This is a genomic window from Endozoicomonas atrinae, assembly GCF_001647025.1.
GTDB lineage: Bacteria > Pseudomonadota > Gammaproteobacteria > Pseudomonadales > Endozoicomonadaceae > Endozoicomonas > Endozoicomonas atrinae.
On the sequence record NZ_LUKQ02000495.1, the window covers coordinates 1 to 1933 of the forward strand.

Below are 1933 nucleotides of genomic sequence, written 5' to 3' on the forward strand. Positions count from 1 at the left end.
AGCTTCGGTATATTTACTTCATCAAGCCCGAGGCCCGGCAACGGTTAACGGTGGCTCCGATACCTTTCTCCAAAATTGCTGAAGCGGGAGCAACCATGTATAAAGGTATTCAAGGTTTAAAAGCGTCTGAAGCAGGCGAAAGTCACGACCAGTGATACAGCGGCGGTGCGACACCGACCCGGACGCTCCAATTTTTAACTTGGTGAGCCGTATCCTTTGTAGTTTTACTTTTTATTCTTAAGCATATTCATAACGCAATATGTCATTTAATTGGCAGTCTTTAAAATAATTTTCTTGCAAGAAAGGATTAATCACCTCTTATCTATAATAAACATACTGTATAGACATCATGGAGCGATGTATGCCCTTAGGTCCCTCCCCCGGTAATATTGACTTTGCAAAAGGCATTGATCCTCAAATCTGGAAAATCATCAATCCGGATTCGTACAAACCGGCTAAACAAAAAATTAAAGCAAATGGAAGAGGCCGTAAAGTATGGGTTATGGAGCCTAATGCAGCATTGGCCAAAAACGCAAACATCAATAAACATGTCAAATTACCACTTGCCAAACCGATCCATCAGAGGCAGATAAAAAAAGCTCTTCGTTTTGGGTTACCTGTTGCAAAACCAGAAAGCATCAAATTTATAAAAAAATTAGGTAACGGTGCCTTCGGTCAAGTCTATATGGTTGAAAACAAGGCTCACGAACGTTTTGCACTGAAGATGGTAGGAAGCAATCCAGAGCTAAGGCATGAGTGTGCGGTTCTGCTTAAACTAAGCCGTTCTGGCCCCCATAAAAACCTAATCAACGTAATCGGTGTTTCCCCTGGGCGCAGCAAAGACAAATATATGCTCATGGAGCTGGGTGGCTCAAGCCTTCTTAAAGATCTTAAGAGAGGCAATATGAAAGATGACGAGCTATGCGACTCCTTCTTCCAGATTCTCATGGGTGCTTCAGCTATTGAACAAGCAGGTCTACAGCATAACGACCTAAAACCGGAAAATATTCTGATTGACAATAAAGGTTGCCTTAAGATTTGCGACTTTGGTCTGGCCAAACGAAAAGATGAGCTTACCAGCAGTGGAACTGTGTTGTACATGTCGCCAGAAAAGCTTGGCATTATTAAGAGTAGCTACCCAGATAGATCAGATAGCTGGGCATTAGGCTGTATTTTTGCCGAGATGAGACTAGGTTATCCCATTATGGATAAACTGTTTCCAAAATCGTCATCTAAACCTACTCTGGCTTCCATTAAAAAAGTCTTAAAAAAAACTTATAACAAAATACTTGATAAAGAAGGCTTTGAAGCTGCCGACCTATTTGCAAAACTGACAATAATAGACCCATATAAACGAATTAGCCCAAGTGAAGCCCTGAAACACTCTTATTTTCAGGGTTAAAATCTAAAGCGTAAAAATTTAGTTGTAGAAGTTCTGACCTGATATAACTTCTATTTCAGGACTTCTTATTTTCACTTTCTGATTTGACTTCTTATTTTGACTTCCTGTTTTGCCCTTTTGCACCAAGGCAGCAAAAATACGGCAGGAAAGCAGCGAAATCTAGCGCCACCGGTGGCCGTTCGACTATCTGGCTATACGAAGGCCGCAGGAAAGGTAAACGACGCACCACGGCAATTTATAGGCCGTTCAGTGCAAAGACCACCAAAGGCAATATTAGCCGCACTGGTGGCCAAACGATTGTCTGGTATGAAAGGCCAAGGCAAGAGGCGAACGGACAACCAGTGGCCGTAGGTGGCCGCAGGAAAGATAGCGGCCAAGATAGCCGCTGCGGAAACAGTAGGCATAAAAAAAGCCCCTTTCGGGGCTTGGCGCTTAGGCTATATCGAGCCCTTTTAATCCGCCTTTAATTCTGTATACGGTATCTTTTCCGTCCCGCTTTTCAGATTCTATATCAAGGCCTAGTTTAATTTT

At 42.6% G+C, this 1933-nt stretch carries 2 protein-coding genes; one reads left to right on the plus strand and one right to left on the minus strand.

Features of this window, described 5'->3' with window-relative positions; translation table 11 throughout:
• Positions 1-361: 361 nt before the first annotated feature.
• On the plus strand, positions 362-1402 hold the full coding sequence (locus tag AK963_RS28360) for a serine/threonine-protein kinase (RefSeq protein ID WP_066018643.1): 1041 nt from the start codon (positions 362-364) through the stop codon (positions 1400-1402).
• 191 nt (positions 1403-1593) lie between these two features.
• On the opposite strand, the gene AK963_RS32735 is transcribed toward AK963_RS28360, so the two are convergent.
• Positions 1594-1806 (minus strand): hypothetical protein, encoded by a 213-nt coding sequence (locus AK963_RS32735; protein WP_139117748.1) that lies wholly within the window; start codon positions 1804-1806, stop codon positions 1594-1596.
• Between the last annotated feature and the right edge of the window lie 127 nt (positions 1807-1933).